This is a genomic window from Paraburkholderia sp. BL6669N2, assembly GCF_003387275.1.
Lineage (GTDB): Bacteria > Pseudomonadota > Gammaproteobacteria > Burkholderiales > Burkholderiaceae > Paraburkholderia.
On sequence record NZ_QUNA01000001.1, the window covers coordinates 1,361,540 to 1,385,748 of the forward strand.

Below are 24,209 nucleotides of genomic sequence, written 5' to 3' on the forward strand. Positions count from 1 at the left end.
AGGTCCGCGGCTTACACAGGGTCACGGAGTCATCCACAGCCGGGAACACTGCGAGCTCACTCCACGCGTCCAATGCCGAGTCCACAGCAGTCTCCGCCGATCGTGGCTATTCGAAGAAGCTGTTTTTAAGCAGCACTAGCGCAGCGCCGTTTGCCGCCGCATCACCGTTCGCCTCTGACAGCACCAGCTTTGGCCTCGGCGGCCCAACGCCGTATCGATGTGCACCCCAGAAGCGCGCGCGGTCAATCAGCATCCGGCCGAGCGCCGCGGGCAACTGCCCGCCAAACACGATGGCCTCCGGGTCGAACAGGCCGGCAATGGCGTTGACCGTTCTGTCCAGCACGGGTAAGGTGCGCGTAACCCATGCTTCGACGCCGGGCCAGGCCGGATCAAAGCGCATCCTCAAGTCCTCGACAGAATCGATATCGATACCGTTGGCGCGCAACTCGTCGATCAGATAGCGCAAGGCAGGACGGTTTTCGGCTTCCTCGGGTGTGCACAGCGTCATTTCGCCCGCGTTGCCGTGCGCACCAAAATAAGGCTTTCCGTTGATGACAACGCCGCCTCCAAAGCCGTAATTGAACGATAGATAAAAGAAGCTCTTCGCCCAGCGTCCCGCCCCGAGCAGGCTTTCGCCAATCGCGGCCGTCGTCGCGTTGTTGTCGATCCACACAGGCAGTCCGAACGCGCGCTCAAGAATCGGCGCAAGGTCGACAAGCGACCAGTCCTGAAGCGGCTCGGGCGCATTCACCTGCCGGTCGTCGGCGACGAAATAGCCGGTAATTGCGAATCCGACGCCGATCAGCCGGTCGCGCGACACATGGTTGCGCATAAGCATTCGGTCGATCACATCATTGATCGCCGCGAGCGACGCATTGCGGCTCGTGGGTGCCGTGCGCAGTTGCACCTCTTCGAGAATGTGGCAGCCGAGATCGGCGAGACACACCGACATGGAATCCGTGTTAATCGAGACGCCGAGCGAGTACGCCGCTTCACGAACCAGTTCGATGCGCGGGCTCGGTTGGCCGCGCCCATTCCTGATCGTCTCGCCGGTCCGTAGCAGACCGCGTTCAGTCAGTTGCTCGATGAGCCGATGCACCGACTGCTGTGCCAGTTCGGTCTGGGCCGAAATCGCTGCACGCGTGATTGCACCCGAGCGGCGAACGAGGTCGAGAATAAGCCGCTCACTTGCAATCAGCGGACCAATCCGGCCTCGCTGTCGCGTCGAGCCTGTTTCAGGATCCGCAGACACCAACTCCTGGGAAACCTGGATCATATGTCACGCTCCGCCTATACATGAAATCGAAAATGGTAGCAGACAGGTCCGCTACTGAACCCCTGTCATCGTGGCATCGGCTACGCCGCGAGCGCCGACCAGAAGGGCCGCACAGCGTCCATCAGCGGCGACGTACCGACCGCGATCCGCATGCCGTGACGCACGCGCTCGCCGTCGAACGCGACCTGCAGACCGGCCTCGCGGCACAGCACCGCACCCGCAGCCAGATCCCAGAAACTCGTGTGGCACTCGAAGTAGCCGTCGACATATCCTAGCGCCGCGAACCCCAAACCGATGGTCGCGCAGCGGTAGCCCGTCACAGCCCATTGATGCTGCTTCATTCCCGCTTCGAGCATCGCCGTTTCGGCCGTGTCCCAGTGCACGTTAGTGCCGATCGCCGCGACGCGTATATCAGGGAACGGCACGCTGCGCGCAAAGGGTTGACCATTGACGATCATGCCCTCCCCCGTCGCCGCAGCAAGCGTCATGTGCAGCACCGGGTAATGAATGACGCCGACTTCCGGCTCGCCGTCCGCCACGAACGCAAGCGCGATCCCCCATAGGGGAGAGCCGCGCAGGAAATTGGCCGTCCCGTCGATGGGATCGACGATCCAGAACTGCGACGCCATCTCGCCACCCAGTTCCTCGCCCACGACAGCGTCATCTGGCCATGCACTGGCGATATGTTCCCTGATCCACTGCTCGACGGACATATCGGCCTCGCTGACAAAATCCATCGGCCCCTTGCTGCTGGCGGCGAGCGCTTGGCGTTCTTTGAAAAACGCAAGCGCCGTCGTTCCCGCTTCTTCGATGATCGATATCGCCGTCTGCAGACGGCTCTCCAGATTGCTCAACACACTATTCCATAAGATAGATAAGATGCCGTTGCGACGCACGGCTATCAGAAGCTCGCGCCACCCACTGCGGCGTGACCGCGTCGCCTCACGCCGTCGCCTCCGCGAAGCCCGGCATCGTCAGACCCGCGCCCATCGCGGCATCGAACAGTGTCACATGTTCAGGCCGATAACCGAGAGACAGCCGGTCGCCCGTCCGGTAGTCAGCGGCGTCCCGCTGTGTCGCGATGATCCGCTGCCGTCCAAGCCGGCAATACAGCAGCCGATGACTGCCCAGGTCCTCAATCGCTTCAAGCGTGCACTGCAGACCGCTCGCGTCGTGCCGCACCACAAACGCTTCGGGGCGGATGCCGACGAGGATGCGAGCACCGCCCGCCTCGTTGTCGCCTGGCAACGCCCGTTCTACAAGCGGCAGCGCCGTCCCATCCGGCAACACCGCACCGCCGTCCGGCGCGCGCGTCGCTTCGAGCAGATTCATCGGCGGACTGCCGATAAAGCTCGCGACGAACGGCGTGCGTGGCCGATGATAGATGTCGCCTGGTGTGCCAATCTGTTCGATGCATCCGCGATTCATCACGACGATGCGATCGGCGAGCGTCATCGCTTCAGTCTGGTCGTGTGTAACGAAAATCGTCGTTCCGCCGATCTCCTTATGTAACCGCCGCAATTCCATACGCATCTCGTGCCGCAGCTTCGCGTCGAGGTTCGACAATGCCTCGTCGAACAACAGGATCGCGGGCTGACGGGCAATCGCGCGGGCGATCGCCACCCGCTGGCGCTGACCGCCGGAAAGCTGATCCGGGCGCCGCTTTAGCAGCTCCGTCAGCCCCAGCATGCTGGCCGCATCGGCAATACGCCGCTGGCGCTCCGTGCGCGGCAATCCCGCGAGCGTTAGAGCGTAACCGATGTTGTCCGAGACACTCATGTGGGGATAGAGTGCGTAATGCTGGAACACCATCGAACAGCCGCGCTCGCCCGGCGGGCGCAGCGTGACATCTTCCCCGCCTATCAAGATGCGTCCATGCGTGACGGGCTCCAGCCCGGCCACGATGCGCAGCAACGTCGACTTGCCGCATCCCGATGGACCGAGTACGACCGTCAGCTCGCCCGGCTCGAAAACGACGTTCAGGTCCGCCATTATCGTGTGACCGTCATACCCCTTCGTCACCCCCGCGACCGCGATACCGGCCGCCCGACTGTTCGCGCGATCACTCATCATTTGCCGACTCCCGTGACACCTTTGACAAACCAGCGCTGCATCAGCGCAATCACCACCAGCGGCGGCGCGATGCCGACCAGCGCAGCGGCCATCATCAGACTCCACTCGGGTGCCTGGCTTGCTTCCGTCGGCACGAAGCTCGCAGCACCAAGCACGATCGTGCGCATGTCCTGCCGGCTTGTCATCAGCAGCGGCCACATATAATCCTTCCACGTTGAGATGAATACAATCGTGCCCAGTGCCGCGAAATTGGTCTTCGAGAGCGGCAGGAGGATGTCGAAGAAGAAGCGCAGGGGCCCCGCACCGTCCAGCCGCGCCGCCTCGGACAGCTCCGCGGGCACGGTCTGATAGAACTGCCTGAAGAGGAACGTCCCCGTGGCCGACGCGACCAATGGCAATGTGAGGCCAGCGTAGGTATCCAGCAGGTTCAGTGATGCCGTGAAGCGCAGCCCCGTCAGCGTGGCCAGTATGGTATCGAGATGGGTGGCTTCGAGGATCGTCTTCAGCGGCTCGAAGAGATCGGAGGCAACCGCGTAGGTCGGCACGATACGAACCTCGACCGGCAGCAACAGGGTCGCCAACACGCCGAAGAAGATCACGTGCCTGAACCGCGAGCGGAAGTACACAACTGTATAGGCGGTGATCGACGACAACGCGAGCTTGCCGATCACGACGACCGACGACACGACGAAGCTGTTCAACAGCATGCGCCCGATGTCGATACGGCGCGCGACCTCGTGCAGGTTGTCGATCAGGTGGTCGCCGGGTAGAAGCGCGATCCCCTCGCCCAGCAGCGATGCATTCGACACGGAGGCGGCGCAGATCGCCAGATAGATTGGCGCGAGCGCGAGCGCGACGCCGAGCAGCAGCACCGCATAGGCAACAAGCCTGAGACCGGGATGACGTTCGACCATGACTAGTTTCCCCCATCGAGTTTGCGTTCGAAGATGCGGAACTGCACGAACGTCATCGCGATGATGAAGAACATGAGGATCACGGAAAGCGTCGACGAACCGGAAAGATCAAGCCCGACGAAGCCGTCCGAGTAGATCTTGTAGGCGATGATATTGGTCGCCCCTGCGGGACCGCCCGCCGTCAGCGTATCGACGATGCCGAAGCTGTTCGTCATCGCCTCGATCATGCTGGCGACGGTCACGAACAGGATGAAAGGTTTGAGCATGGGCAGCTTGATATCGAAGAAGCGCCGCACGGGCCCGGCGCCGTCGACGGCGGCAGCGGCCAGATAGTCCTGCGGGATCGAGCGTAGCGCGGCAACGAAGATCACGAAATTGAACGGCACCTGGGTCCACGCGAACGCGAGCGTGATCATGGCAATCGCTTCACTTCCGTTGGACTGCGGTGTCCACAGTCCGGGGTGAACGATGTTGAGGTAAGCAAGCGGTCCGACGACAGGATTCGCGATGAAGCGCATGATCACGCCCAGCACCGCTCCCGCAATCGCATACGGCCAGATCAGCAGATTGCGGAATACTGCGCTACCGCGCAGGTTCAGATCCGCGAAGCCGGCGAGAACGAGCGCGATCAGCACGCCAGAACCAACGCCCGCCACCGCGAATAAAGCCGTTACCCGCAGTGACGCGTAGAAGGTGACGTCCGAGAGAATGCGAACATAGTTGTCGAGTCCGACGAAGATCGAGCCGTTGCCGAACGGCCGCACGAGATTGAAGGACCACCAGACAGCCTTGCAGGCCGGCCAGTAGAAAAACAGAGCCACCAGCAGAAGCTGCGGCAGCGCGAGCATCAGCGGTATCCGGCAACCTGGGAATTTGGCGCTTGGTTTCATTGGGAATGGAAAGTTTGCGTGTCGGGCAGTCCGCGGCAAGCGCGCTCGCGTTTCGTCAGGGCAGGCGTTTGTCCCTATAGGTCGCCTCAAAGCGTTCCAGCAACGCATTGCCGCGCGTCTGTGCATCGAGCAGCGCATCGTCCATCGGCTTGTCACCGTGAAACGCGTGCTGCACTTCTTCGAACCAGATCGAGCGGAACTGCGAAAAGAAGCCGAGCCGCTCACCCAGACTGTTTTCGTTTCCCGGCGCGTTTAGCGACATCACGCCTGCTGCGATCGGCAGCCGCCCGACGTCCCGCTGATCGGACGTCGCGGATAACATCGCCTGCGCGGCCCGCGTAATGGGCAAATAGCCGGTCTTCAGCGCAAAAGCGATCTGATTGCGCGGCTCGCGCAGAAAGGCCAAAAACGCTGCGGCGACGCGATAGCTGGCCAGGTCCTGGCCTTTCATCGCCCAGATCGAACTGCCGCCAATCACCGTGTGGTACCGCGCCGCGCCTGCATAGACGGGCATCATGCCCACGAGCGGGCGCACCTTGGCGATGCTCGTGACGACGCCCATCGCACCCGTCGAATCGATCGACATCGCACACTCACCATTCGCGAAAGCGATCGCCTGGCTGCCCGTACGCGTGTCGGCCGCATCGAGCAGCAACCCTGCTTTGCGCCAGCGCAGCACGTCGCGCATCCAGCGGTTCATCGGACCGCCCGCGAACACATAGCGCGCGGACAGCCCTTGACGTCCGTTGGCACCGCTCGCGAGCGGCACGCCCTGCACGGCCGCCGGCTGCTCGAACAGTTTCCACGGCGAAAAGTCGCTGACAGCGGGACAACTGGCGCCTGCGGCCTGCAGCTTGCGCGCCGTGTCCTCGAACGCTTCCCACGTCGAAGGCGTACTCGTCACGCCGACTTCGGCGAGCCGCGCAGCGTTCGCGTACAGCACGAGCGTCGACACGCCGAACGGCTGCGAGTAGAGCCGCCCGTCCGACGATGCGTAATACCGTCGCACCACATCGGCATAGATGGATGTATCAATCCGCTTGCCTACGATCGCCGTCATCTCGTCCATCGGATAGATAGCGTCGCTCAGCATCATGTCCGCCGTGCCAACGTCGTAAATCTCGACGAGCGCCGGCTGCCTGCCCGCGCGGTACGCCGCGACCGTCTTGCGCATCGTCTGCTCGTACGCGCCCTGTGACACGCAGTGCACCTTGTCCACAGGAGACGACGCATTGAACTCGTTGCACATGGTCTGGATCGCGGCCGCCGCAGTCCCCGTATGGCCGTACCAGAACTGGATGGTCGTCGCCATCGACGGCGACGCACCGAGCACGAACAGCACAGCCACGACGACGCCTGGCATGCGTATCATTGCGCGCTCCCGTTCGGGAAGGGGAAGGGATGGGTGACTGCCGCTCATTGCGATGCGATCCGGCGCAGGAAGAACTGGTTGTCGAATGCATACATGTTGTCGAACACGCAGAACTCGGGCGCGCCCAGTTCGATGATATCGAGCAGCTTGCCCACACGTTCATAGAAGCCGCCGACGAGATCGAGGCACGCACGAGTGACGTGGGGCGTCATGGGACGGACCAGATACGACAGCGTGATATGAAACTCATAGTGATCGTGCCATGCCGTCCTGAGCAACAGGCACTCGGCGAGCCGCGTGCGCAGATCGCGCAGCTTGCGCTCTTCCGCCGCATCGACGGGTACGAGCTTCATGCAGCCAACGTGCGTCTGGTTCGCACGATCGGCCACCCTGAGACGCAGCGGCAACGTGCATCCCAGATCGAATGATTCGAGCTTCGCAGCGAAGTGACGCGTGCACTCGGGAACGCTCGCGTCATGCGGCAGATCGGTTGGCCAGCGGTCGTTACCGCGCTCCAGATCTGCGACGCCCTCGAACACGGTCATGTGATAGCTCTGCGGCGGCAGAAAGCTCAGCGAGGATACAAACGGACTCGACTTCATCGTGTCGCGCACAGCAACGAGCGCATCGGATAGCGGTGTGAAAAGAGGCACGTGGCACACCAGCGTATTGCCGGGATAACGCAACACGTTGCCATTCGAATCGAACTTCTTTCCGATATGGTCCAGCGAGATGGACGGTACTTCAGGGACGTCGATAGTGTTCATGCCTGCTGTTTGCATTTGTCTTGCTTGTTGATGTCAGTTCAGTACGTCATTCGCTCAGCGAAAAACGCAGTTCGACTTCGCCGACCACATCGGCGTCGCCGGGAGAAAACTTCCAGCGCATCAGCGCGTTGATCGCAGCCTGATCGAAGACCTTCGGCGGATCCGAGTGCACGATGCTCACAGCGTTCACGCTCCCGTCCCGCGTGATCGTGACGTGCGCGATCACCGACCCTTCGATGTTGCTGGCCATCGCTCGCGGCGGATAATCCGGCTCGACCCTCACGAGGGGCACAATGCCTTTGCGGACCTTTGGCGCCTGCGATGCGGCAGGCGGTGCCTCACGCGTTGGCTTCGCGATGTCCGGCGCAACGGCGGGCGCCGCCTGTGGCACAGTGGCGGGCGCCTGGGTGGCGACGGGCGCGCGTATCACGGCTGGCGCAGGCATCGCGCTGTGTGTCGGCGCTACGTGCCGCATCGGCGTGGGACGGTGCGGCACAGGCGCGGGCTTGGGCGGTTCGGGTGGCGCCTTCCTAGCCGGCTGCGGCGGTGTGGGATCGACGGGCGCGTCAGTGATCGTCACGACCTTCATCACCTTCGGTGGCGGCGGCGGTTCGGCAACGGGTTGCACCGGAACGCGCCCCAATATCGCAATCAGCCCACCTTCAATGACGAGCGCAATCGCAAACGCAGCGGGCCAACGCATACCGGGTTTGAGTTCGGGTGGCGCGAGCGCTCGCAAAACAAGTGTCTTCATGACTGAACCTCAGCGCACGGCCGCGACGCCGACATCGTCGACACCCGCCGCGTGCGCGAGGTCCATCACGTGCAGCAGATCCTGCAGCACCACATCCTTGTCGCCCGCGATGAGCACGTCGACCTTCGCATCGTGAGCACGTCCACGGATGGTCTGCGTCATCACGTCAGCGGACACGGGTTTGCCTTCGAAGAACAGGCTGCCGTCCTTCTTCACCGTGATCGTGAGCGTCGCCTTTGGCAGCGGCGCAGCCGATGCTGCGTGCGGCACGTTGATCTTGACGCCACTCGCATCGATCATCTTCAGCATCGTGACCATGAAGAAAATCAGCAGGAACATCATGATGTCGATCATCGGCACGATCTCGATGCGCGGTTCGTGCGACTCGAGGTAACGAGTGCGGCTCATGATCACGCTCCCGACGTATCGGATGCCATCGTGCGCGGCATCGCCCGTACGCTCGCCACTTGCCCCTGACGCTCACGCGTGTCGGCGGTGCCCGCGATGCCAGCAGTACCCGCCGTGTTTCTGCCCACCAGATGGGTGCGCTTGACGCTTGTGAGCTTGATCAGATCAAGGCGCAGTATCGCAAGCCGCACCCGCTTGGCGAAGTAGCCGTTCGCCGCAACACCGACAATCGCCACCAGCAGACCGCAGCCCGTCGCGATCAGCGCATGGCCGATGCCGCCCGTCACGGCACCTGCGCTCGGCCCTGCGGCGCCAAGCACGTTGAACGATTCGGTGATGCCGATGATCGTGCCGAGCAGACCGATCAGCGGTCCGAGCGTCACGGCTGTATCGAGCATCCACAGGTGCCTGTCGAGTTGCGGTAACGTGCGTACGATCGCCTCGTCGATATAGCGGTCCATCTCGTCGGGATTCAGCGAGCGTGCCTCGACGACGGCCTGCAACGTCGCGCCGTAGACCGTGGGACGGTAGCGTGTCGCGACTTCATTCACCGAGCGGTCGTCGCCAAAGTCGAGCGTGTTCAGGCGATGATCGATTTCTGCACCCGAGGGGGCCGCCTTCGCGAAGAACGCCGCGCGCTCGATCGCGACGGCCAGCACTACGAGAAAAAGCAGCGCGAGGACCGGGATGATGCCCGCCGACTGCGTGCTCAGGCTGAGAAATTGCTGCAACATGTTCATGTCGAGTCCTTGAAAAAAATTCGGTACATGGCCAGTCCGTTGCGGGGCCTGGCCGATGGTCAAAGATGCTTCGGGGTATAGGTCAGACCGAGCCAGAAGGTCCGGCCAATGGAGAACTTGTCCTTCAGCAGATTGTGGTTCTGGCCGGTGACGGCGACCACGGGCGATCCGGTCAGGTTCGCGACCTCGAAGAACGTCTGCCAGCCCGAGCCGATGTCGTAGCGCGCCTGCAGATCGATTTCCTTGCGTGCCTGCCAGTACACGTCCTGACGCGGCAGGCTGGCATCGACCGCACGCAGGCTCGTGCCGATCCAGTTGTACGCGGCCGTGATGCCGAACTTGCGATAGTTGTAAAACACGCTGAAGTTGCGGATCTGGTCGGGCTGGTTGACGAGGCGGTGAATCGTGCGCGTACTGCCCGACGACGTGATCGCGTTCAGGCGGCCGCTCAACACCGTGAGATTGCCGCTGAAGCCGAAGCCCTGCAGGTACGGCGTGAGCCAGCCGAGCGAGCTCTGCACGAAGTTCAGTTCGATGCCGTCGAGCTTCGAGCTCGACGAGTTGAGTGGCTGCGTGATCGATGCTGTACGGGTCAAGCCATCGTAGAACAGCGCCCCCTGACTCGTCAGGTTGTAGATCTCGTTCTTGATCTGCTTGTGAAATGCTGCGAGCGAGACGAGGCCCGAGTGCGGCAGATACCATTCCGCCGAGAGATCGAGGTTCGTCGATTCGCGCGGCTTGATGTTCGGGTTGCCAGTAACGACAGTCAGCGATCCGTCGGAGCCCTCGGAGATTGACGTGTTGGGCGCGTAATCGTCATAGGTCGGCCGCCCGATGGTCTTACTGGCAGCGACCTTCAGACGCACTGCGGGCGTCGCGTCAAAAACCAGCGACGCCGCCGGTAACGTGAAGTTGTACTTCGAATCGTTGGTAACGGACTGCCATGTGGTCGTGCCTCCCACCGTATTGCGCACATTACCTGTCGTCGACAGACGCGTGTCGTCCTGGCGCAGCCCGATCATCGCGCTCAGACGGTCCGTGCGCCATGATGCCATCGCGTAGCCTGCCGCCGTCTGCTCCGTGTGCGAGTAGTTGTTCTGCAGACTGCTCGCGAGGTTGTTGACGTTTGCCGCAACAAGGTTGCTATTGGCTTGCAGTTGCTGCAAGGCCTTGTTCAGGTCGATGGTCATGAACGGCAGTCCGTTACTGTACGGCAGCGTCGTCCCCGACGGACCGCCGACGCCTGCCATCGTGATTCCGCTGCCCGTCGGAAAGTAAGCGTTGAACGCTTCGTTATAGTTGTGGCCGAGGCTGCGATAATTGACGCCAATGGCATAGCCCAGTCCGCGCGAATCGGGGTCCATGTTCTGGCGGAAATCGAGCTTCAGATCGCCTACCCTGTCGTCAATCTGGATGTTGTCGGTACGCCAGTAGAGAGCCTGCCAGTTTGCGGGGTTCACAAAGCCGGAGGGATTCACGACAGTCACAGCGGGATCAAATCCGGATGTGTCGTAGGTCGTCGCCATGCCCGGCAAGCCGACTATAGACGGCTGCGTGCCGGACGCACCGTACTTCAGGTTGCCATAGATGTACTTCGCAGCCGTCTGTGGATTCCACTGGCTTGCCTTCGAGAACGAAGAGCGGAACGACAACATCCGATCATCGCCCAGGCGCCAGTCGAGACCACCCTGGACGTTCTGGACAGTACGGTCGATCTTGCTTTGCTGCACGCCCGCTTCCGCCTCGCCAAGCGCGAACTGGCCCGAGGTCGCCGTCTGGTTAATTACAGGGTTGTTAGAGACCCCCGTAGTGCGCCCCACGTCGATGATGTTCTCATCGCGCAACTCATGCATATTCTCGACGTTGTAGCCGAGCGAGACGAAACCGTAGACGTCCGGTGTGAACTTCGCTTCGAGCTTCGCATCGACACCCTGCCGCTCGAGATTCTTATGGTACTGCCAGTATTTGAACTGCTGCGGTACTGGAATGCCGTTGCCGAGGTTCGGACCACCCGTCCCCGCCGGGTTCGCGAGCGAGCCGTTCGCATTGTAGAAGTTGTAGAAGATGTTGTCCGTGGTCATGTGGCCCAGCGAATACGTGTTCTGCTTCTCGTAGTTCGCTGCGATCACAAGGCCGAGCGCGTTGGTCGGACCAAAGGTCGCGCTCCACGCCATATCCGCCTTGCGCGCAAGGCCTTCGGCCCCCGAGAGAACCTTGCCTGTTCCGTCGGCATGACCGAGTGCTCCCGTCGCGCTGAAATACGGCTTGCCGCCATTGTCGAACGCGCTGCGCGTGACGATGTTCACCGACCCACCCACCGCATTCGGGTCTTGGTCTGGCTGCCAGGTTTTGAAAACCTCCACCTGTTTGACGAGCGACGACGGCAGCATGTTCGTGCGTACGCCACGGCTCGTCTGGTCGGTCGAGGCCATCGGCGCACCGTCGAACGAAATATTGTTGTAGCTCGCGTCCAAACCGCGTATCGCGACAAACTGCGCCTCATCGCGACCGTTAACGTTGTCCGGGTTAAAGCTTACTGATACGCCGGCGACACGCTTCACCACGTCGGTGACGGTCGCATCCGGCAAGGTTTCTATCTGCTCCTTCGTCAAAACATCCATCACCCGGTCCTGCGTCTGCTTTGTTGCAACGGCCGCACTGTTCGCGCCGCGCTTGCGCGTGACGTCGACATGACCGAAGCGCTGGACCTGGTGGTTTTTATCCGTAGCCTGTTCACCGGTCGTGGTAGCGCCCGCGTCGTCCGCCGGAACCTGCGTCGCGGCACAGGCCAGCGATGACCACGCTGCCGCTGTCGCGAACGCAATCGCAGAAAGGCGCCAGTAACGGCGGCCGACTTGCTGATCGAACATGGTTCTTCCCGAATGTGTCATGTGTATGGTCAGTCGCGAAACTTCGACGAGCCTTCGCTGCTCCGGGCCGGCCAGACATAGCCCAGCACGGCCGAACGAATATTAATACTCCATATGTGTATTAATCGTGACACGCGTGGGAAAACAGTTCTCAGCTAGCCATTATGCTCGGAACGCGCGCAAAATCTCGGCTTGTATGGGTGGATGCGGTAGAGTCAGAGAGAGTGAATCCTCAATATTTCGATGACTTCATGGCCAAATATAACCATAATGTGTATTATTCGCGGGCCGGCCACCGTGCCCAACCATCGGTAGACGACCGGGCGTCGATATTCGCGCCAGACAGCGCGCAACCCGGCACGGTCCACATCGAAACAACCGACCGTGTCGCCCAGATAAGGACAGCAGCGATGGCATTTCGCCTTGAGGATCGTTGGGTGTGGGACTTCTGGTTTGCACAGGAAGGCAGACTCACCCACATGTTTTTTCTCAATGCCCCGAAGGCAATCGGTGACCCCGAGCAGCGGCACTGGAACGTGTCGATTGGTCACGCGGTTTCCACCGATCTGATCAACTGGACGGAACGCGGGACCGCGCTACATCCAGCGCGCTCGCCCGCATGGGACGACTACACCACCTGGACTGGATCGATCGTCCGCACGCCACAGCAGCGCTGGATGATGTTTTATACGGGCACGAACCATGCGGGTCGCGGTCTGGTGCAGCGCATCGGTGCGGCTGTATCCGACGATCTGCACACTTGGGACCGGCTCGCGCACAATCCGATACTGGACATCGATCCCTCGTGGTACGAACCGCTCGATACGGCTATGTGGCACGACCAGGCCTTCCGCGATCCCTGGATCTTCGCCGTCCCGAACGACGACGGGTGGCACATGGTGTTCACTGCGCGAGAGCCTGTTGGTCCGGCTATTGGACGCGGCGTGCTCGGACATGCGGTGTCGCACGATCTCGAACACTGGTCACTGCGCCCCCCGCTGTTCCGTTCGAAGGTGTTCGGGCAAATGGAAGTACCGCAGATCTTCGAGCATCAGGGCCGCTGGTACTGCCTGTTCTGCACTGCGAAGAACCATATCGAGCCTACGTATTGCAGCGAGCGCATGTCCGAACCGATGACAGGCACCCACTATCTGATCGCCAATCATCCGCTTGGTGAGTGGAAGCTGGTCGAGGAGGACTTTCTGGTTGGCGATGCAGAGGGCTCGCTGTATTCCGGCCGGGTGGTGCACGCACCGGACGGTACGTTGCACTTCATGGCGTTTCTGAAATTCAGCAAAAACGGCCAGTTCCTCGGGGAGATCTCGGACCCGATGCCCGTCCATGTACTTGACAATGGCCGGTTGCAAATTGACGCTTCGCGCTACGGGGTCGGAGGCCCTGACAGGTTGGTGGGGAAGCGGTAGAACCAGGACCCGCGATGAATCTGAAAGACCTTGCTCACAAGCTTGGGGTATCGCGAACCACGGTCAGCCGCGCGCTCAATGGCTACCCGGAGGTGAGCGAGCGGACCCGTGAGCGAGTCATTGCAGTTGCGGCTAGCGCTGGCTACCGCCCCAATCCGGTCGCCCGGCACCTGGCAACCGGGCGCGCCGAGGCAATTGGCATCATTTACCCGCTCATGGCGCATGACCTTGGAGATCCATACTTCCTCGACATCGTGTCCGGCATGAATAGGGGCCTCGAACGCGCCGACATGTATCTGATCATTGCCTCGGCCTCTAACGCCGACGAACTCCGTACCTACGAGCGGATGACTGAAGAACGCCGCGTCGATGGCATGGTGGTCGCACGCACGAAACTAAATGACCCACGGCTGCGGTATCTTGCGAAAATGCACATTCCGTTCGTCGCGTATGGCCGCAGCATCCTCCCTAGCCTCTCGCGCGCGATGGTGTCTGTCATCCAGATGACAATGCAACGCTATCGGCAAGTCCCCGGGAACGGAGAAAATGAATGAATGAAAGCAAGATAAGCACAAGCCCGGCGCGCAGAATTGACCTAAGATCCGACGCTGACCGGTTGTATGCTTCAGTTTCGCGGTGCGGCCGGTACCGATCCCCTACATCGAATGATCAAGACCTTACCTTGTCGCGGTCCCATGCAGCCTCCGTTGATGGGCGCGTTCGTCGCACACCGTCTTGCATCTTCTGAACATTGGATAAGTGTATCGGCCGGTCCGATAAAGCTCGCCATCTACAGCATGAACGGCAAAGGCTGCACATTCTCGGGGGTACCGCCGGGAGGTTGGTTTGGCGAGGGCAGCGTCATCAAGAGAGAACTTAGAAAGTGGAAGGAACTGCCGATCGAGAAGGATCGGAAGGCCGACCTGAAGTTCACTACACGCATCTATCGGGCCTTTCGGCGATGGCGGGCAGCGAATGTTTCGACGCTGTCTTCCTCGCGTCAGTGGTGCGGACTAGCCACGACCAGTTGTCGGACACCAGCGTCATCAATGGCGACGGGACCCCGACGGCGGCGAAAATATTGGCTTCCGCGGCCACAAGCACATGAAGGGTGTCAAGCTAGTGGTCTTCTGTGACCGGAACTGCAATGTGCTCGCCCCGTTCGTGTCGGCGCCAGGCAATCGCAACGAGTCGCCCCTGCTGCATGACGCGTTGCCGCAGGTGATGCGGATTGACCGTGAAGCCAGGCTGGACCCGCGTGACACCGTGGTCAGCCTGGACGGCGTCTACGATTGTCGCGCCAACCGCAAGGCGATCTTCAACCGCGGGATGGTGCCCAACATCAATCCGAACCCGAGCGGCAGGAAACGCATAAAGCGAGGTCGCAAGGCGTTGTTCGATCTGGCCATTTTTAAAGAGCGGGTTCGTACCATTGAGCGCGTGTTCTAATGGGAAGATAGGTTTCGTCGCCTGCTACTTCGCTTCGATCGTTTCATTCAGTTGCACTACGCATTCAAGATCATGGCCTACACGATGATCAATCTACGACACTGATATGGTCGCTGCATGTCAATAGAGAAGCAATTGTGAATCCCAAGGGTAATCGGACGATGCGGCACAAGTCCGTTGCAGCGACGATGGATCAGACTGATATCCGTGGGTTGGTTACCACCGTGCATCGATCCGTCAGGGAAGCTGCCTCGCTCTAGTGACGCAGGTTGCCCGCAGGCCTTCTGTACATAATGTCGACGAGGATTCTTCCTATCGTGAGCCGTACCGCATCGCCGGATTACCCTTTTATCTGATGCCGTGCTGCCGTTCAGTGCGTCGCAATAGACGGCGCCATGCGGGCGATCTCCCAGACGAAGCCGGCCAGTTCGCGCGCCACGGCGACGCATACCTTGTTGGCCTGGACGCCGCGGCTACGCAGTCGCTGGAACCTCGCGCACAGGCGAACCTGTGCCTTCCAGGCGTGTTCGCGGATCGGCTGCGCGAGCGCTCGCTGACGCGTGCGCAGCTCGTTGCTCACGCGCGGTGCGAACCGGTAGTTCCACGCCGATTCGGTAAGCAGGCGACGTGCGTGCGCGTTGCCGGTCTTGGTAATCGCACCGCGTCGCACAGTGCCACCGCTGGAATGCTCCGAGGGGACCAGCCCGAGGTAGCCCATGAGCTGGCGGGCAGTGGCAAAACGCCCGATATCACCGATCTCGGCTACCAGTCCGATGGCACTGACCGTATCGATGCCGCGCAGGGCGCGTAGTGCAGCTACTACCGATGCGACCTGTTCAGTTAGTGCGCTGTGCTCCAGTGCACCGCTCAGTCGCTCCACGCGAGCGTGGGTGTCCTCGACGGCATGCTGGTATTCGGCAAACGCGAGTTGATCGGCGCTTTGCTCAAACCGTTGATTGGCGAGCCAGCGCAGATGCATGCGGCTCCACGCTGTCTTGCCCGGGTAGACGCGTCCCTGGCGCAGCAGGAATGCCTTGAGTTGCTGACGGGCCTTGAGTCGCATGTTCACGGCATCTTCGCGGGCACGCCACAGGTTGCGCAGTGCTTCGTGCGCAGCATCCGGTATCCAGATTGCCTTGAGTTCACCGGCTCGCGACAGTTCGGCCAGGCGCAGGCAGTCGCGACGGTCGTTCTTGATCCGGTCCCCGCCGCGGTGTGGCGTCAGCGAGGGGGCGATCACCTGGCATTCGTAGCCATGAGCGGCGAGCTCGCGATACAGGCCATAACCGGTTGGCCCTGCCTCGTACACCATGCTGACCTGTGCGGCTTCGCCGTACTTGCGCAAAACCTTGAGCAGCGTCGGCACGTCATGCCGGATGGTGCCGGCAAACCGCGCAGGTTCCCGACCGGGTTCGCATATGGCAATTGAGATGCTGTCCTTGTGCACGTCCAGACCGACAAAAAACTTGATAACCTTGTCCATGGCCCGTCTCCTGAAGTTCTGCGCCTGGCCCACCCAGGCGTATGTGGCTCGGCACACTTCGGTGCGCAACCCACGATACCCGAGACGGGCCCCTGCGGTGTTCAATCAGCAGCGACCATTATGTCTATTGCGGTAATTGATCTGACGGTTGAGGCCCATGCTTCATGTCCGGCGCAGCGCGCCGTGATCCCGTTCGTCCTCAACCTGCGGAAACACATCCATGACAACACCAAACTGCCTCGCCCTCCCTCCTCGACGCGGCTGGTCTCGCCCGCTTACCCATTCCATTGCCCCCACCAGATCGCTTCAACCGGAACTCGCAGCCAGTCGTATGTTGCCGCAGCAGCTTTCCGAGTCCGTCGGCGGGCGCCTGAGTCGTCCGCAAAGCCTTTTCAGAAAAGGCTTTCAGGCGAAACCGTTATATTTTCACGAAAAAGTACGATTACTCCAGGAGGGACATGCCGACGATTCACAAGTCAGTTTGGAAATTACCTTGGCAACTTTCTGCTTATAGAAGAGCACCCCTCTCGCGTGGTCAGTGCGCGACGTCGACTCTCCGACAAATCGCACATTTTGTCGCAACCACACTGGTGCCAGCCCGGCCCGCCTGCGTCTGCGTGTTGCGATCAGCCAGGACTTTAGCCATTTCGTCGCTGGTACATTTGTTGCGTACCCTGTCGACGTCTACCGCGCATCGATCCATTTCGAGCGCGTCGGCAGAAAACTAGAGTGCATCGGCGACGGGTTCCCGACTTCTCCGTTTCCAAAAGACAGCTTCAACCAGACAACCAAGGAAGATATCGCGATGAAATGTTATTCAATGCAATGGAGCGGTCGGCTGCTCGGCACCGCCTTTTTGACATATACAGCGCTGACTGGCGCCGCCTTGGCAGATGGTCGAGCGAACTATAATCCGGAGCATATTCTCGAAGCGTTCAAGAACCCCTATACCGGTTCTGGCGAAATGGAGAGGACAGTAGGTATTGTCGCTCACCGTGGCGTCGTTAGCAGTGGTTGTCCCGAGAATTCGCTTTGCTCGATTCGAAGTACCTATGAGAACGGTATCGAGGCCATTGAACTCGATGTCAAGCAAAGCAGCGAGGGAACGCCATACCTGTTCCATGATTATAACGTCGGACGCGTTGCTGCCGGCTCAAATTTTGATATCTATACAGGCAAAGGGTGGAATGCCGAGGTTTTTTCGCTTTACGATAGAGATCTCAACAGAATCATGTTGCGGGATAAGCAATTCGAAGGGACGGGATTCAGTGCCCTCTCTCTTGAGTCGGCCTTGGACAGCGTAAAAAAAGACTACCCTCACATGCTGGTAATACTAGACCTCAAGAGCCGGGATGCAGTTTCTCGTGCGGCAGATATAGCCATCACGCGAAGTATGCAGAAAATGGTGGTTCTCAAGTTCTTTGCCACGTTAGTGGCAGCCGAGCCGCGGAATATCCACGAATACACGAAAGGCGTAGCCTTCGTGCCCATGATTTACGCTAGCGACGAAGACACCATTAGCAGCCTGCACAAGGATCAGAGCTGTGGACTAGCCTGGGCCTACTATCACAAATGTTTGGTGACTTCCTGGTTGGAGGAGGCCAGTAAGCAGAGTAACTTTGCTTGGGTGGAAGTCGGCAACAAGAACCCTGAAAACGGCGATCCCACCTTTGATCTGGTGAAGCATGTCCGTGCCGGGCGCAAAGCCATGGGAGCCTTCAGTCCGGTGAAGGAGTACCGCCAAGACTCGAACGACGGCAAATGGTACATCCGCAGCAATGGTACCTGCTGCGCGAGCCTCGACGACTACCTGACACATACTACGCATTTCGGTAATGAAATAGTGGATAGACGCCCCATCGTTCAGCTACAACTCGAGAACGGTTTTACGTCGATCACTACAGACGATCCATCCGCTGCCGCAGCTGCCACAAGCCGTTCTGGACTTCGCGACACGAGAAGATACTATTAGCTAGCCTGAAGGGCAATCGAAGACAAGCAGCTCTCCGGCGGAACTCGATACCAATGAGGGCGGCAGGGGTGAACCCCAGTGGTCAGACTAAACGGCCTCGCTCCAGGCGTTTGTAACATAGCTCGGGATGCAGGCCTTGTTGCTACCTCGGCGCAGCTTGTCCGCATAATTCATCCCTTCCATCCATTAGGTGGCCGGCAGCTCGTCTGCGTTGGCGAGCGCTATAACCGCTCCGGCAAGCGTCTCTTGCTGCGCATCGACGACAAGAGCTTCTGCTCCGTTCTTCCGAAGTGGACCGATATGAGCGAGCCTGATCCTGAAGTCAGCATGGAGCAAGAACGTGCGCTGTTCACGGTAGCGGACTTGATGGAGCTTGATTGCCTCGTGACACGCCTCTCCTCGCACTGGCGAGCTGATAGCGCCAATTACCTGTAAGCCTAATTTCACCGCATATGTAAAGTAATCAAAGCCGCACATGCTCGGCGTGACGTGGATGAAGTCTCGCATTCACACCTATCTCTATCGTTTTCGTCAACAGCGATTGACCTTGACGAAACTTCAAGCTCGACATAATTCAATTACATAAAGTCTTTTGATCATCTGGAGCTGAATGTGCCCCCACCCAGTGAACTCAAGCGTTCGAAGATCGACGTTCTCGCAGAGGACGGCGCGTTGAATCCGATGCCGGAGAACGTCCTGGACCCCAAGTTTCAGGAAGGGAGTTTTTTTGACCCGCACGACGCCTTGCAGGTGAAGTACGAGATGTTGCGCCGCGTCTCCGTCGAGAAGGCATCGGTGACGTCTGTTTCCGACGAATACGGCGTCTCCCGACCGACCTTTTTCAGGCCCGGACGGACTTCGAGGAAGGTGGGATCGCGGGACTGGTGCCGAGGAAGCGAGGGCCACATGGTCCACACAAGATCCAGGGTGACGTGTTGGCGTTTCTCAAGACATGGCTTGTCGCCGGAGGGCCAATTCGGGCACGCGAACTGGCAAGACTGGTTCGCATTGAATTTGGTCTCGATGTGCATCCAAGAACGATCGAACGTGCCTTCGGTGAAAAAAAACGGCGGGATAACGAGAGCCGATGCCAGATCGCCAACGCTTTCGCGCACCGTCGTCGCGCAGTATGAGGTGATGCTTTCGGCCATACCGGGGGAGGCTCTGCCAGCAGATGTCGCGCGCAGTTGTAAATTGATACAGCAACGCAGTTAGGAATTGATACACCTCGTTGTAGGGTTGCTCCTTTTGGGCGGCCCGTGATCAGCTACGAGGAGTACATGGAAATCGAGATTCTGCGTCGCTAGGGAAACAGCCTCCGGGACATCGCGGTCGAGACCGGCATGGCAGTCAACACAGTCAGGAAGTATCTGGAATCGGGTCCGCCGCAGCGTAGGACCCGTCAGCCAGTCGTCGGCAAGCTTGCGCCCTTCAAGACCTATCTGCAGGGCCGGGTCGAAGCAGCGAAGCCGGACTGGATTCCGGCGACGGTGCTCAAGCGGGAGATTGAGGAGCGCGGCTACACGGGCGGGTTACGCCGGGTGCAGGAGTATCTGCAGAAGCTTCGACCCGCTGCGCGCCCCGACCCGGTGGTCAGATTCGAGACAGAGCCGGGACATCAGATGCAGATGGACTGGATTGAATTTCGTAAGCCGGGGCACAAACTCGGCATGCTCGCGGCGTTCGTTGCGACGTTGGGCTACACCTTCGCTGAAAGTTGTTGCCCGATTCCAGTGGTTAATACACGCGTGTAACGGGCTGGGCATTCATTGCGTCTGCGGATCGTTGTCTGCCTTCCGCAGGACCATCCTTGCCGAGCGGGGACGCGATGACGACACCGTTCAGTGATTCCTTCCGAAGCATGCCACTGCGGCTTCAGCCGGCGTCAGGCCGGCGTGGAAGAAGTCCTGAAGACGTTTGATGATCGTCGCGTCAGGGTGATACGGCCGGCGCACGAAATTCGCTGCAACGGCTTCGTCGTACCAGGCGCACGTCCATACTTCCAGCTCGCGGGCGTACTCGGGCGTTAGCGGCTTCGATTTCTCAAACATTTCTGTACTCCACTCAATCCCGGACTTGCCCGGCTTTGATGGCCGGTCGATCCTCTATCGCGCTCCACTTGCGCGAAACACTCCATCACGGACGTTCGGACTCAGGCGGGAAGACGCATCAAGCGCGGTCCTTGTCGCGGAAGAAGAAAATTGCAGGCGGGCCTGCAGGTCCGCGTGCCAGGGATGGGCTGTGTGACGACCGGCACGCCACTTCCAGGTTTGCACTGATAGATGTCGCTCATGACTTCTCCTTTCTCCCGCAGGACCTTCCATCTCGCGCATCAGTCCCGTTCGGGCTCAGACGCGGATTGTGCCAAACCGGCGGCGAAGATGGGCTCGAAGAGATATCCCTGAACCCAATGCGCGCCACAGGCCTGGGAGACGTGCAGGTCTTCCTCGTCCTCGACACGTTCGATCACCACGTGGGAAGCGCATGTCTGCGCCAGACGGATCAGTGCACTCAAATGCGCTCTCGCGGCCCCGTTCGCGCGGGCCTGGTGCAGATATCCACCATCCACCTTTGCAATGTCCACGCCCAGTTCCATAAGACTCCTCACGAAGCTGTAGCCCGCACCGATGTCATCGAGCGCGACGCGACATCCGAGCTGTTGCAGCGCCCGGACGAAGTCCGCGACTGCGTCGATGTCGGTCAGCGGCGCGCTTTCCGTCAACTCGATGACGAGCCGTGCCGCGACCTGAGGCTCCCCGGCAAGCGTTTCGATGACCGTCGACCACCAGCCGCCGAGCGTCGCACTCTGGATCGACACGTTACAGCCTAACGACATGCCCGGATACGCGCGCAACGTATCGATCACGGCCGTCACGACCCATCTGTCGAGGCGGCTCACCAGTCCGAGCCGTTCGAGCGCGGGAACCCACTTGCCTGCATTGACCGGCACCCCATTTCCGGTCCTGCACAACAACGCCTCCCAATAGCTGACGCTCTCCCTGTCCGTCGCGCTGCAGACCTTCTCGTAGCGGAAGCACAACTCGTCGCGTTCCATCGCGCCTAGCAGTTCCCCGGCAATCTCCATGTCCCGCGCGTATCCGGTCCGCCACTTCCTGGTGCCCACGCGCATCTCCGCGGATGCTTCGCTTTCGGGGTCGAACGGTGTGCCGTCGCAGGTCGGGATCGATGCACCGATGGCTGCGCGGATCGGGCCCATCGACGTGCACACCGGCGCGTCACCGAGCGCCGCGACGACCGTTTCGAGCATGCGATGGTCGCTGCAAACTGCGTGAGCCTTCACCACGTCTTCAGGAACAGCACGGTCAATCAGAACGACAATCTGCTCTCCGCTGCGCGTCATGATGCCCGACTCCCGCGTACAGAAATCGCGAGCGCGTCCGCATACAACATGCCTGACGGTCAGCGCGGTTGCGGTGCCGTAAGCGCTTTCAATGTGCGCGAGGTTACGGATTGACGCCACGATGCACAGTGAATTCCTGCGTGCGGTGCTCTCGGACACCGGACTTTCGTTCGCTGCCTCGCATGTGCCCTGCACATTTTCCTCCTCCGCTATCGAAAGCGATCTGACCTCCGTTGGCCGGCGGACGAGCCGAAGGCGATTGCTCATCGCGGCACCGTAGGCCGCGATGCGTGACGGAAGGCAAGCTCGTGCACGCAGGCTGTTCTACCGCTCACTGCTCGTCGAATCACTCCGGGACGTGCACGGACAGAAGGTTCTTTAGCACTGCGCCGCAGCACAAAGGTGCACATGCGGGTTATCAAGCGCGCTGCCGCTTGATCGGCGGCAAAGATAGTTGAATTAGTGACCACAAGACATCATCGGGTATCGGTTTAACCATTGCACCCTTCCAAGGAGGCAACGATAAGGGAAGCGGAGCATAGTCCGGGTAACAGCTCCGTCGGCCTATTGATTTACGCTTTCGTGTTCAACACAATTCCCCGCAACCTGCATGGCGGGTCTTTCTGGCTGTGGCGGGAAGATGCACCATGACCGGTCCGGTGGCGAAAAAAGAACATTGCCCTTGAGCCCGCCCCATTGTCTGCGACGACACAAACATAGCGCCCCCTGCTGGATCGTCCGTAACGGCTGACCCGAAATCCTCTCTTCGGGTCGGGCGCCAACCAGTCCTCCACCATATTTCTCAATGACATTCCCACAATCGTCATAACTTCCTCATCGTTTGTGAAGGTCTTCGCCCGCTTTCGTCGGTATCACCGTCGGTTCGCGGAGCAGCAGCAGCGCCCCGATCGACTGTTCGAGCCGCTTGACGCGGCGCGTCGCTGCAGCAGAGGAGATATTCAGCGCGACCGCCGCCTGCGTGAAACTGCGATGTTCGACCACCGCAGCAAACGTCTCCAGCTCCATCATGTTCAACATCGCGCCCACTTTCATGAACACCGTTTCATCCACGTTCCGCACCAGTGTTTGGCGAAGGACCTGAATAGAGATAGCCCTGAAGGCAGGTCGCCCCGCACTCCCGCGCCTGTTGCGCGTCGTCCTCAGTCTCGATGCCTTCGACGATGACGCTCGCCGCGTAAGTCTTCGCGAACTGGATAAGCGGACGCAGACCCAGGGGACTTCGGGTGCCGCCTTCCTGTTGGAGGCAACGCAGGTCGATCTTGACGATATCGACGCCAAGCCCGATCAGGGCGATCAGACTGTTGTGGCCTTTGCCCAGGTCATCCAGTGCCATCTGGCAGCCGAGAGCCTGGAACGTCCTGACGAAGTTCCGTGCCTCTGTCGTCGACGTCATTGCGGCTGTTTCCGTAATCTCGATCGTCAGCCTCGAAGCAAGGCATCTGTCTGCATGCAACTGTGAGGCGATCGGTGTCCACCACGCATCGAGTGTGGCGCTACGCGCGGACACATTACATCCGAGTCGCAGCGCAGGATTGCGGCGCAATGCGGCGATCGTCGAGTCGACCACCCATTCGTCGAGCCGCCTCACCATCCCCAGGCGCTCAACGGCCCCCACGAGACTACCGATACGGATGCGCTGGCCGTTCCTTATCTCGCAAAGCAGTACCTCGTAGTACGTTACATCCTGCGAATCGCCGGCGGCGCAAACGGGTTCCCGATCGAAATCGAGCCTTTTCTCCTCGAGTGCCGCGAAGACGGCAGCAGCCACCACCATATCGGCCCTGTACCGCTCACACCAGTGATGGCCCGCAGTCGCCAGGTTTGCCGCATCGATGAAATCCTGAAATGGTTGATACCCGGAGCGCATCGCTGACGCGCGTACGACAGGCATGATGGCCGCGTCTCCCAGTGGTACGGCGTGCGCGCCAAGTACCTTGACTACCCGGTGCTCGATGAGGGGCCCGCATAACTGCTCCGACGCGCTGCCCTTGTAGGACAGGTAGGACAGGTCGAAGATAAAAACGATATGCGCACCGGTTGTTGCAACGGTAGCCCTCCCTGATCGTGAGAGCGCCCGGGCCCGCTCATAGACGGCATGCCGCACGCCAAGTGCAGTCGTCTCGCCATACACCTGCTCAATCTCGCGCAGATTTACGATCGTGGCGACGACGCAGAGCTCCCCGACCGATCCGGCAGGCTCCGCCTGCGCGTCGGTTCGTGTGGGCATCGACCACTGGTAAGAACGTGGACGATCTTCCGTCTGTCGCTGATCATCGAATCTCTCCTTGCACGCGTTGCACTTACTATCATCGCCCTCCCGCCCGGCAGGCCGGATCGACGCGGATCTGGGCAGCTCGTGAGCAGGATTTTTGGATGCCATAATCACCTCGGTATGCTAAACGTCCACACGTACTTTTCATTGCACGCCGCGTAGC

Annotated in this window: 21 protein-coding genes and 2 pseudogenes; 6 read left to right on the top strand and 17 right to left on the bottom strand. The window is 60.3% G+C overall.

All coding sequences use genetic code 11. The features are described from left to right. Positions 1–106 precede the first annotated feature (106 nt). From B0G80_RS06150 to B0G80_RS06200, 11 genes are all read right to left on the bottom strand, one after another. Complete coding sequence (locus tag B0G80_RS06150) at positions 107–1,276, bottom strand: ROK family transcriptional regulator (protein WP_258878831.1); 1,170 nt, start codon at positions 1,274–1,276, stop codon at positions 107–109. A gap of 80 nt (positions 1,277–1,356) precedes the next feature. Further along, a complete protein-coding gene (locus tag B0G80_RS06155) occupies positions 1,357–2,133 on the bottom strand; it encodes an inositol monophosphatase family protein (RefSeq protein WP_116117389.1) in 777 nt (258 codons plus the stop codon). A gap of 85 nt (positions 2,134–2,218) precedes the next feature. Beyond that, positions 2,219–3,349 carry an ABC transporter ATP-binding protein gene (locus B0G80_RS06160; protein ID WP_116117390.1) on the bottom strand — a complete coding sequence of 377 codons (1,131 nt, stop codon included), beginning with the start codon at positions 3,347–3,349 and terminating at the stop codon, positions 2,219–2,221. Continuing rightward, positions 3,346–4,263 (bottom strand): ABC transporter permease subunit, encoded by a 918-nt coding sequence (locus B0G80_RS06165; RefSeq protein ID WP_116117391.1) that lies wholly within the window; start codon positions 4,261–4,263, stop codon positions 3,346–3,348. The genes B0G80_RS06160 and B0G80_RS06165 overlap by 4 nt, the downstream gene beginning before the upstream one ends. Positions 4,264–4,265: 2 nt before the next feature. Continuing rightward, positions 4,266–5,111, bottom strand: a complete 846-nt coding sequence (locus B0G80_RS06170; protein ID WP_116117392.1) for a carbohydrate ABC transporter permease — start codon at positions 5,109–5,111, stop codon at positions 4,266–4,268. Positions 5,112–5,208: 97 nt separating this feature from the next. Then, positions 5,209–6,525, bottom strand: coding sequence for an extracellular solute-binding protein (locus B0G80_RS06175; protein WP_116117393.1), 1,317 nt, complete (start codon positions 6,523–6,525; stop codon positions 5,209–5,211). Positions 6,526–6,569: 44 nt separating this feature from the next. Beyond that, entirely contained in the window at positions 6,570–7,292 is a 723-nt protein-coding gene (locus B0G80_RS06180) for a DUF1868 domain-containing protein (RefSeq protein ID WP_181919912.1), read from the bottom strand. A gap of 46 nt (positions 7,293–7,338) precedes the next feature. After that, on the bottom strand, positions 7,339–8,046 hold the full coding sequence (locus B0G80_RS06185) for an energy transducer TonB (RefSeq protein ID WP_116117395.1): 708 nt from the start codon (positions 8,044–8,046) through the stop codon (positions 7,339–7,341). Positions 8,047–8,055: 9 nt separating this feature from the next. Beyond that, a complete protein-coding gene (locus B0G80_RS06190) occupies positions 8,056–8,454 on the bottom strand; it encodes a biopolymer transporter ExbD (RefSeq protein WP_116117396.1) in 399 nt (132 codons plus the stop codon). A 2-nt stretch (positions 8,455–8,456) separates the two neighbouring features. Next, on the bottom strand, positions 8,457–9,194 hold the full coding sequence (locus tag B0G80_RS06195) for a MotA/TolQ/ExbB proton channel family protein (RefSeq protein WP_116117397.1): 738 nt from the start codon (positions 9,192–9,194) through the stop codon (positions 8,457–8,459). A 59-nt stretch (positions 9,195–9,253) separates the two neighbouring features. Then, a complete protein-coding gene (locus tag B0G80_RS06200; RefSeq protein ID WP_116117398.1) occupies positions 9,254–12,064 on the bottom strand; it encodes a TonB-dependent receptor in 2,811 nt (936 codons plus the stop codon). A 224-nt stretch (positions 12,065–12,288) separates the two neighbouring features. Here B0G80_RS06200 and B0G80_RS06205 point away from each other — a divergent pair, with 224 nt between their 5' ends. The 3 genes from B0G80_RS06205 to B0G80_RS46665 all read left to right on the top strand — a co-directional run bounded on the left by B0G80_RS06205 (position 12,289) and on the right by B0G80_RS46665 (position 14,937). Continuing rightward, positions 12,289–13,488, top strand: coding sequence for a hypothetical protein (locus B0G80_RS06205; RefSeq protein WP_181919913.1), 1,200 nt, complete (start codon positions 12,289–12,291; stop codon positions 13,486–13,488). 14 nt (positions 13,489–13,502) lie between these two features. Further along, on the top strand, positions 13,503–14,042 hold the full coding sequence (locus B0G80_RS06210; RefSeq protein ID WP_116117400.1) for a LacI family DNA-binding transcriptional regulator: 540 nt from the start codon (positions 13,503–13,505) through the stop codon (positions 14,040–14,042). 550 nt (positions 14,043–14,592) lie between these two features. After that, complete coding sequence (locus B0G80_RS46665) at positions 14,593–14,937, top strand: hypothetical protein (RefSeq protein WP_258878975.1); 345 nt, start codon at positions 14,593–14,595, stop codon at positions 14,935–14,937. Between the two features lie 370 nt (positions 14,938–15,307). On the opposite strand, the gene B0G80_RS06220 is transcribed toward B0G80_RS46665, so the two are convergent. Then, positions 15,308–16,420 carry an IS110 family transposase gene (locus B0G80_RS06220; protein ID WP_116117401.1) on the bottom strand — a complete coding sequence of 371 codons (1,113 nt, stop codon included), beginning with the start codon at positions 16,418–16,420 and terminating at the stop codon, positions 15,308–15,310. A 538-nt stretch (positions 16,421–16,958) separates the two neighbouring features. Between B0G80_RS06220 and B0G80_RS06225 the strand changes: the two genes are divergently transcribed. Both B0G80_RS06225 and B0G80_RS47960 read left to right on the top strand, forming a co-directional pair. Next, on the top strand, positions 16,959–18,392 hold the full coding sequence (locus B0G80_RS06225; protein WP_220377442.1) for a glycerophosphodiester phosphodiesterase family protein: 1,434 nt from the start codon (positions 16,959–16,961) through the stop codon (positions 18,390–18,392). A gap of 78 nt (positions 18,393–18,470) precedes the next feature. Beyond that, entirely contained in the window at positions 18,471–18,827 is a 357-nt protein-coding gene (locus B0G80_RS47960; protein ID WP_181919914.1) for a DUF5372 family protein, read from the top strand. Between the two features lie 275 nt (positions 18,828–19,102). On the opposite strand, the gene B0G80_RS45710 is transcribed toward B0G80_RS47960, so the two are convergent. Beyond that, on the bottom strand, positions 19,103–19,543 hold the full coding sequence (locus B0G80_RS45710) for a hypothetical protein (protein ID WP_181919915.1): 441 nt from the start codon (positions 19,541–19,543) through the stop codon (positions 19,103–19,105). Between the two features lie 174 nt (positions 19,544–19,717). Here B0G80_RS45710 and B0G80_RS06240 point away from each other — a divergent pair. Then, positions 19,718–20,104: pseudogene (locus tag B0G80_RS06240) on the top strand (IS21 family transposase); the annotation flags it as partial. Between the two features lie 129 nt (positions 20,105–20,233). Here B0G80_RS06240 and B0G80_RS06245 read toward each other — a convergent pair. The 4 genes and pseudogenes from B0G80_RS06245 to B0G80_RS06265 form a co-directional block, all read right to left on the bottom strand. Further along, on the bottom strand, positions 20,234–20,443 hold the full coding sequence (locus tag B0G80_RS06245) for a hypothetical protein (RefSeq protein ID WP_116117404.1): 210 nt from the start codon (positions 20,441–20,443) through the stop codon (positions 20,234–20,236). Between the two features lie 281 nt (positions 20,444–20,724). Further along, a complete protein-coding gene (locus B0G80_RS06250; protein WP_181919916.1) occupies positions 20,725–21,912 on the bottom strand; it encodes an EAL domain-containing protein in 1,188 nt (395 codons plus the stop codon). A gap of 681 nt (positions 21,913–22,593) precedes the next feature. Then, a pseudogene (locus tag B0G80_RS06260) lies at positions 22,594–22,791 on the bottom strand (LysR family transcriptional regulator); the annotation flags it as partial. 25 nt (positions 22,792–22,816) lie between these two features. Beyond that, entirely contained in the window at positions 22,817–24,001 is a 1,185-nt protein-coding gene (locus B0G80_RS06265) for an EAL domain-containing protein (protein ID WP_181919917.1), read from the bottom strand. Positions 24,002–24,209 lie beyond the last annotated feature (208 nt).